The sequence below is a fragment of the bacterium genome (assembly GCA_027622355.1).
Classification (GTDB): domain Bacteria; phylum UBA8248; class UBA8248; order UBA8248; family UBA8248; genus JAQBZT01.
Genome location: JAQBZT010000169.1, coordinates 1 through 6,699, shown reverse-complemented (window position 1 = coordinate 6,699; position 6,699 = coordinate 1). Strand labels below are relative to the sequence as shown.

General features: G+C 58.8%; 7 protein-coding genes. All 7 read right to left on the bottom strand.

Annotation, left to right across the window (positions count from 1 at the left end; genetic code table 11):
* Nucleotides 1-91: 91 nt before the first annotated feature.
* The 7 genes from O2807_10240 to groES all read right to left on the bottom strand — a co-directional run bounded on the left by O2807_10240 (nucleotide 92) and on the right by groES (nucleotide 6,364).
* Nucleotides 92-850: a hypothetical protein gene (locus O2807_10240; GenBank protein ID MDA1000874.1), complete on the bottom strand. Its 759-nt coding sequence runs from the start codon at nucleotides 848-850 to the stop codon at nucleotides 92-94.
* On the bottom strand, nucleotides 850-1,221 hold the full coding sequence (locus tag O2807_10235; protein MDA1000873.1) for a helix-turn-helix transcriptional regulator: 372 nt from the start codon (nucleotides 1,219-1,221) through the stop codon (nucleotides 850-852). Before O2807_10235 ends, O2807_10240 begins: the two co-directional genes overlap by 1 nt.
* A gap of 127 nt (nucleotides 1,222-1,348) precedes the next feature.
* A complete protein-coding gene (locus O2807_10230; GenBank protein ID MDA1000872.1) occupies nucleotides 1,349-2,368 on the bottom strand; it encodes an NAD(P)-dependent glycerol-3-phosphate dehydrogenase in 1,020 nt (339 codons plus the stop codon).
* On the bottom strand, nucleotides 2,369-2,914 hold the full coding sequence (locus O2807_10225) for a hypothetical protein (GenBank protein MDA1000871.1): 546 nt from the start codon (nucleotides 2,912-2,914) through the stop codon (nucleotides 2,369-2,371).
* 142 nt (nucleotides 2,915-3,056) lie between these two features.
* Nucleotides 3,057-4,190 carry a TonB family protein gene (locus O2807_10220; GenBank protein MDA1000870.1) on the bottom strand — a complete coding sequence of 378 codons (1,134 nt, stop codon included), beginning with the start codon at nucleotides 4,188-4,190 and terminating at the stop codon, nucleotides 3,057-3,059.
* A gap of 186 nt (nucleotides 4,191-4,376) precedes the next feature.
* A complete protein-coding gene (gene groL, locus O2807_10215) occupies nucleotides 4,377-6,014 on the bottom strand; it encodes a chaperonin GroEL (GenBank protein MDA1000869.1) in 1,638 nt (545 codons plus the stop codon).
* Nucleotides 6,015-6,061: 47 nt separating this feature from the next.
* Nucleotides 6,062-6,364, bottom strand: a complete 303-nt coding sequence (gene groES, locus O2807_10210) for a co-chaperone GroES (GenBank protein MDA1000868.1) — start codon at nucleotides 6,362-6,364, stop codon at nucleotides 6,062-6,064.
* Nucleotides 6,365-6,699: the final 335 nt, after the last annotated feature.

Here is a 6,699-nt window from a genome sequence, read left to right as displayed (position 1 = left end):
TTGAGGTGCTTTGCCCCTTCCCCCTTTGGGGGAAGGTTGGGATGGGGGAGCGGCCGGGGGGGCGCGTATCCGAAAGGAAATTCGAATTACATTATTTTCCAGTTTTTCGTTGTTTGTCAGGCTCGCCGAAATCTGAAATCTTAATTCTCAACAAACTTCTGAGCATAAGCCAGATGTTGAAAGTAGTTCGAAGCTCGACCCAAAAAGGATGGTATCCTTCTTGAATCATTTGATTTCGCATTTCATGACAATCTCCGATCCATGCTTCTCGATAATAATTACCAGGAATTGCCTTACCAAAAAAATCTATCGCCCGCGACATCCTGGTTGATCGAAAATGAATTTCCTCATTAATATTACTTTTATCGTTTTTCTTTTTCCGACTTCTAGGAACTCGATAGATTCTTTCAATATTTTTACTGGTTTTATGCGTCGCATTAAAAGTCTCATTGATCCAACTTGCCGCTCTTCGGTGCGCATTAAGCGTTTCGTTGAACATCTTTGCATTTTGTTCAACTTCTTTTCTTGCCATGTTTATCGGATCAACTGAATGGATAATTCTATTTATAAGTTCTTGATAATGTCGCATGTGCTCTTGCACGATTTTATTTACCGAATTTGCTCCTGCTAAATTTATTGACTGCATAACTCCGCGCTGAAAATCTCGATAAGGGCTTGCATGCTCTTCTACGATTTTATTTACAGAATGTGTCCTCAAAAGCGACTTCCTGAACTCAACTGTGAGGTCTGAGACGTAATGATGTTGAGTAGACAATGTAGAAAATCTAAGGTTTTTTTCTTGTTGCTCCCGTTCTTTCTTTAGTCGCTCCAAATATCTCCAGAAAGACATCAGACCGTCCTCGTTTCAAAATTCCAAAGGCGCGACAGAATGATATGATAGGCAGTCCCCAAATCCAAATTCCACAAACGCGAGAAAACTTTTTGGGCTTCCGACAAACTCGTCTCACCCAAGGCAGTAATTATATAATATCTGCGCCGCGCTCCGGCCCTTTCTTCGGTGGCTTCTCCCCAACGGGATTTTACGAACCCTTTTTTCTCCAGCCGATGAAGCACCGGATAAAGAGAACCGACTGATATCTTCTTGCGTCCTTCAGAATCCTCTTCCACTGCACTCGCAATCTGGAGGCCATACTTCTCGCCATCAACCAGAACGGAGAGGACCAGCATTTCCAGGGCGGTCAATCGGGCAATGTCGCTCATGAGAAAACCCTCTCTATTAAATCGCGATATATCTTAAAAAGGAATATATATCGGAAGGGATGAGGATGCAAGCCTTTTTGGTAAATTTTTTATTGGGAATGATTTCAGCTAGTTAAATGAAGTCCCCCTAGACCCCCTCGGCCCGCGGGGGGCGGGCCATCAGCTCCCGGACGGCCGCCTGGGGCTCCTTGCCCTCGAAGAGGACGGCGTGGACCTGCTCGCAGATGGGAAGCTCGGTGCGGTATTTCTGCCCGAGTTCGACCGCCGCGGGGGCGGTGGCGACGCCCTCGGCGACGGCGCTCATCCCCGAGAGGATGTCGTCGAGCTTCTCCCCCTGGCCAAGCCTCCTCCCGACGGAGCGGTTGCGGCTGAGGTCCCCCGTGCAGGTGAGGACGAGATCGCCCATCCCAGCGAGGCCGGCGAAGGTTTCCGCCTGGCCCCCCATGACGAGTCCGAGGCGGGTCATCTCCGCGAGGCCGCGCACGATGAGCGCCGCCCGGGCGTTGTAGCCGAGCTCGAGCCCGTCCGAGATGCCGGCCGCAAGGGCAATGACGTTCTTGAGGGCGCCGCCGAGCTGGACCCCGATCGGATCGGCCGCCGAGTAGACGCGCAGGCACCCGGCGCTCAGGGCCGCCTGGACGCGCTCGGCGTCGGCCATCTCGGGCGCGGCGGCGGTGACGGCGGTGGGACGGCGCTCGGCGAGTTCGCGGGCGAAGGTGGGACCCGAGATGCAGGCGAGCCGGGGGGTGTACTCCCTCAGCTTGGCCGTGAGCTCGGAGATGATCTGCGTCGGCAACGAGAGGGAGCCCGCCTCGATCCCCTTCGTCGCGCTGACGATGAGGGCGTCCTCGTGAACGGCGTGGGCGAGCTTCTCCCACACCCGCCGGACGACGTGGCTCGGCATGACGCTGAGGAGGAGATCCTGCCCGGCGGAGGCCGCCTCGGCCAGATCCGAGGTGAAGCGGAGGCCCGGCTGCAGCGCGGCGCCGGGAAGGTAGACATCGTTCTCCCGGTCCGCCGTCATGCGCGCGCAAAGATCAGCCTCGAACACCCACAGCGTGACCTCGTGGCCGGCTTCGGCGAACACGTCCGCGAGCGCTGTTCCCCAGGCGCCGGCGCCAATGACCGCGATTCGCAACGAACTCATCTACCGGGCCTTCCGCCGGGCGGTTTCCTTCTTCGACGTTTTCTTTTTGGCGAGCACTTTCTTGCGGGCGCTTTGGCCGCGGGCCACGGCTTTCTTTCCGGTGCTGGTCTTCGCCCGCCACTTCGTCTTGTGGGTCAGGTAGTCGGTTTCCTCCCACTTGTGCTGAGTGCCCTCGCCCATGAAAACGACGAAGACCTCGCAGCCGTCGGGATACTCGTAGGGGCCGTGGGGCAGATCCCAGCCGAACACGTAATCCCCGGGGCGCAGGTCCTTGCCGGCGACGCACATCCGGCCCTTCGTCACGAGAATCGAATGCCAGCTTTTGTGAACGTGCACGGGTTCGACGTAGCCCTTCGGAAACTTCACCTTCATGTCGATCCGCTTCATCACCGGATCGTAGGCGAATATCTTGACCTGAATGCCGGGCGGCAGGGTCAGGAGCTCGTTCGCCTTGCCGGCCTGCCACTTCACGTCCTTGTCGTAGGTGGCGCGAAATCTGCGGTCAACGCTCTTTCCGGCGGCCTTTCTTTTGGTTTTCGTGGCCATGGTGCCTCCTTTTCGCATCATTGCAATCTCCGGCCCTGCGTTTTCGGCATACGGCCAGAAAAACCGGATGGGGGACAGCATACTCCATGAAAAAGGGGGAAATGAAGCGGGCCGCAAGAGCGCGGGACAAAAAACGTCGGCCTCAGCCGCCCAGGCCTCTTGTTGTCCGCTCGTAGATGAAGTTCCCCTCGATGGGGAGAATCTTGCGGCCGAAGCCCGGCGGAAACGGCAGGAAGGGCGCCGCCTTCGTCACGGCGGCGATGGCCTCATCGTCCAGGATGCGGTAGCCCGATGAGCTCTGGAGTTCCACCCGCGAGAGGGTGCCGTCCGAGCGGAGGACGAATTTCAGGGTGAGCTTCCCGCCGAAATTCTGCGCTTCCTGCGGCCAACTCCAGGCGGCCTGAATCTTCCGCTTGATGTGGGCGAAGTAGGAAACATACTTGAAGTTCCGCGTGTCGAGCGAAACGACATCGCCCTCTTCTCCCTCTTTTTTCAGATCCCGCTCGCGCGCCGCCTTGGCGATGCGCTCGGCCTCCTCGTCGGTCAGGCTGAGGTTGGGCGCATTCGGCCGGCCGCTTCCCTTGGGGCGGGGGCGGAAGAGCGCGAGCGGATCGCGCGTGGGCGCCTTGGGGGCGGGCGGCTTCGGCGGGGGCGGCAGGGAGGCGACCTTGATCTCTTCTTTCTTCTCGGGCTTTTTCTCGGGCGGGGCCTTTTCCTTCTGAACGGTTTTTATCTGGACCGGCTTTTTCTTCTCCGCCTTTTTCTCGGGCGGAGGGGGCGCGGGCTTTTCCGGCGCCTTCACCTTCTCGGGCGGAGGGGCGGTCTTTTTCCTTTCCGCCTCGGCCGGCTTCTTGGCTTCTTCTTTTTTCTCGGGAGGCTCCGGCGCAGGGCGCACCGCCTTCGGGACAGGCGGCGCAGGCTTTGGCGCGGGCGGCGGGGAAAGGGCGGCCACCTGGGGCACCTTGACGTCCGGCGCACCCTGCCGGGCGGGGAGTTTTTCCTCCTCCTCGCGGCGGAGACTGGGCTTCCCGGTCTTCTTCGGGCCCTTCCCGCTCTCGCGCCGGTTGGCGTCCGAGAGAAAGCGGCTCTCTGGATTGGGCGGGATGACCTCTTTGGGCTTGGGAAGCGCATCGGGAATGATGCGGACGGAGATGGGCTTTCGAGCCGAAACCGTCACCGGCCAGACATACTCCAGGCTCAGCGCCGTGAAAAAAACCGCGTGCAGAATCGCCGAAAGAAGCAAGGGCAGAAAGAGCGGCCCCCTGCGCTTGTCCATGATCATGTCCCGACCATCCGCCCGGGAGTTGCCCGCGGCAGATGAAAAAGCGGCGGCACCTGTGTACCCGCTCACATCTTAAGAAATTAGGCCCATTTCCTTCAAGAAGCCACTTTACGCCCAAAAAACAAAAAAAGGGGGGAGCCCCGAAGAGCTCCCCCCTGGCAAAGCAGAATCGGGTGCTTCTTACATGCCCATGCCGCCCATGCCGCCCATACCGCCGGACATATCGGGCATACCACCGGATTTATTATCCGGCTTGTCCGAAATCACGCACTCGGTCGTGAGCATCAGGCCCGCCACGGAAGCCGCGTTCTGCAGCGCGGAGCGAGTCACCTTCGTGGGGTCGATGATACCCTGCTTGACGAGGTCCTCATACTTCATCGTGGCCGCGTTGTAGCCCACGTTGCCTTTCTCTTTCTCGACGTGCTCGACGACGAGGGAGCCTTCGGCGCCCGCATTGTTCGCGATCTGCCGGAGGGGCTCATCCAGGGCGCGCGAGAGAATCCGGATGCCGACCTGGCGATCGCCCTCGAGCTTCAAGTTGGCGAGGGCCTTGCGGCACCGCACGAGAGCGACGCCGCCGCCGACCACGACGCCTTCCTCGACCGCCGCGCGGGTCGCGTTCAGGGCGTCCTCGACGCGGGCCTTCTTCTCCTTCATCTCGGTCTCGGTCGCAGCGCCGACGTTGATGACGGCCACGCCGCCCACCAGCTTGGCGAGCCGCTCCTGGAGCTTCTCGCGGTCGTAGTCGCTGGTCGTCTCTTCAACCTGATTGCGAATCTGCTTGACGCGGCCCTCGATGTCCTTGGCCTTGCCCTTGCCCTCGATGATGGTGGTGTTGTCCTTGTCGATGGTCACGCGCTTGCAATGGCCGAGGTCCTCCAGGCTCACGTTCTCGAGCTTGATGCCGAGGTCTTCGGTGATGACCTTGCCGCCGGTCAGGATCGCCATGTCCTCGAGCATCGACTTGCGGCGATCGCCGAAGCCGGGCGCCTTGACGGCCGAGCCGTTCAGCGTGCCGCGCAGCTTGTTCACCACGAGGGTGGCCAGGGCCTCGCCCTCGACGTCCTCGGCGATGATGAGGAGCGGCTTGCCCAGCTTGGCGATTTTCTCGAGAAGGGGAAGCAGATCGCGCATGTTGCTGATCTTCTTCTCGTGGAAGAGGATGTAAGGCTCTTCCAGAACCGCTTCCATCCGATCGGGATTCGTCACGAAGTAGGGGCTGAGGTATCCCCTGTCGAACTGCATGCCCTCGACGATGTCGAGCGAGGTTTCCATGGACTTGGCTTCCTCGACGGTGATGACGCCGTCCTTGCCGACCTTGTCCATGGCCTCGGCGATGAGGTCGCCGATGGTGGGATCGTTGTTCGCCGAAATGGTGCCGACCTGGGCGATTTCTTTCTTGTCCTTGACCGGCTTGGAGAGCTTGCGGAGCTCCGCGACAACCACCTCCACGCCTTCATCAATGCCGCGCTTGAGGTCGATCGGGTTGGCGCCGGCCGTCACGTTGCGCAGGCCTTCCTGGAAGATGGCCTGGGCCAGAACAGTCGCCGTCGTGGTGCCGTCGCCGGCCACGTCGGAGGTCTTGCTGGCGACCTCGTTCACCATCTGGGCGCCCATATTTTCGAAATGATCTTCGAGTTCGATCTCCTTGGCCACCGTAACGCCGTCCTTGGTGGAGGTGGGGGAGCCGAACTTGCGGTCAATAACCACGTTGCGGCCGCGAGGACCGAGGGTGACCTTCACTGCGTTGGCCAGCTGGTCCACGCCCCGTTTGATCTTCTGCCGGGCTTCTTCATCAAAAAGAATAATCTTGGACATCGTTTTTCACTCTCCCTTTTGGTTTGCGTCTCTCAGGCAGCGGCGTCCTAGCGTGTGACGGCCAGCACGTCGTCCTCCCGCATGATGAGATATTCCTCACCCTCCACTTTCACCTCGGTGCCAGCGTATTTGGCAAAGAGAATGCGGTCGCCAGGCTTGAGCTCCATCACCTGCCTTTTGCCATCGTCGGTCACCTTTCCCGGGCCCACGGCCACGACTTCGCCTTCCTGCGGCTTCTCCTTGGCCGAATCGGGAATAATAATGCCCCCCTGCGCTTCCTCTTCCTCCTCAACGCGCTTGACCAGGAGGCGATCCTGCAAAGGTTGAATCTTGGTCTTCACCTTGGCCATCTTCTTCCTTCTCCTTCTGTGTCTGGATGTAAAAACCTGGATGTAAAAACCCGCCCCGGCAGGAGTTTTTTTTACTCCCCGCGAGGCCTACCGTTATGACTCAAAGGTTGAGTCAACCCGACTCATATTTCTGTTATTCGCCACGTTGCTTGGTATAAACCCTATTGTTTGCGCTGTCAACAGGAAATTAGCACTCCTATAGATAGAGTGCTAATAATTTCGTTAATGCCCCGATACAAATGAAGAATTAAGATTTTTCGTGTTATGTTCGCCTCCCTCCCCGTTCTTCTCCCCCCCCGGCCCGCTTCCTGCCCCTTGACCCATCCAAAAAAGGG

Bases quoted from the DNA above. Each gene is read 5' to 3' on its own strand.
- O2807_10240 (MDA1000874.1), bottom strand. From the start codon at position 850: ATGTCTTTCTGGAGATATTTGGAGCGACTAAAGAAAGAACGGGAGCAA.
- O2807_10235 (MDA1000873.1), bottom strand. From the start codon at position 1,221: ATGAGCGACATTGCCCGATTGACCGCCCTGGAAATGCTGGTCCTCTCC.
- O2807_10230 (MDA1000872.1), bottom strand. From the start codon at position 2,368: ATGAGTTCGTTGCGAATCGCGGTCATTGGCGCCGGCGCCTGGGGAACA.
- O2807_10225 (MDA1000871.1), bottom strand. From the start codon at position 2,914: ATGGCCACGAAAACCAAAAGAAAGGCCGCCGGAAAGAGCGTTGACCGC.
- O2807_10220 (MDA1000870.1), bottom strand. From the start codon at position 4,190: ATGGACAAGCGCAGGGGGCCGCTCTTTCTGCCCTTGCTTCTTTCGGCG.
- groL (MDA1000869.1), bottom strand. From the start codon at position 6,014: ATGTCCAAGATTATTCTTTTTGATGAAGAAGCCCGGCAGAAGATCAAA.
- groES (MDA1000868.1), bottom strand. From the start codon at position 6,364: ATGGCCAAGGTGAAGACCAAGATTCAACCTTTGCAGGATCGCCTCCTG.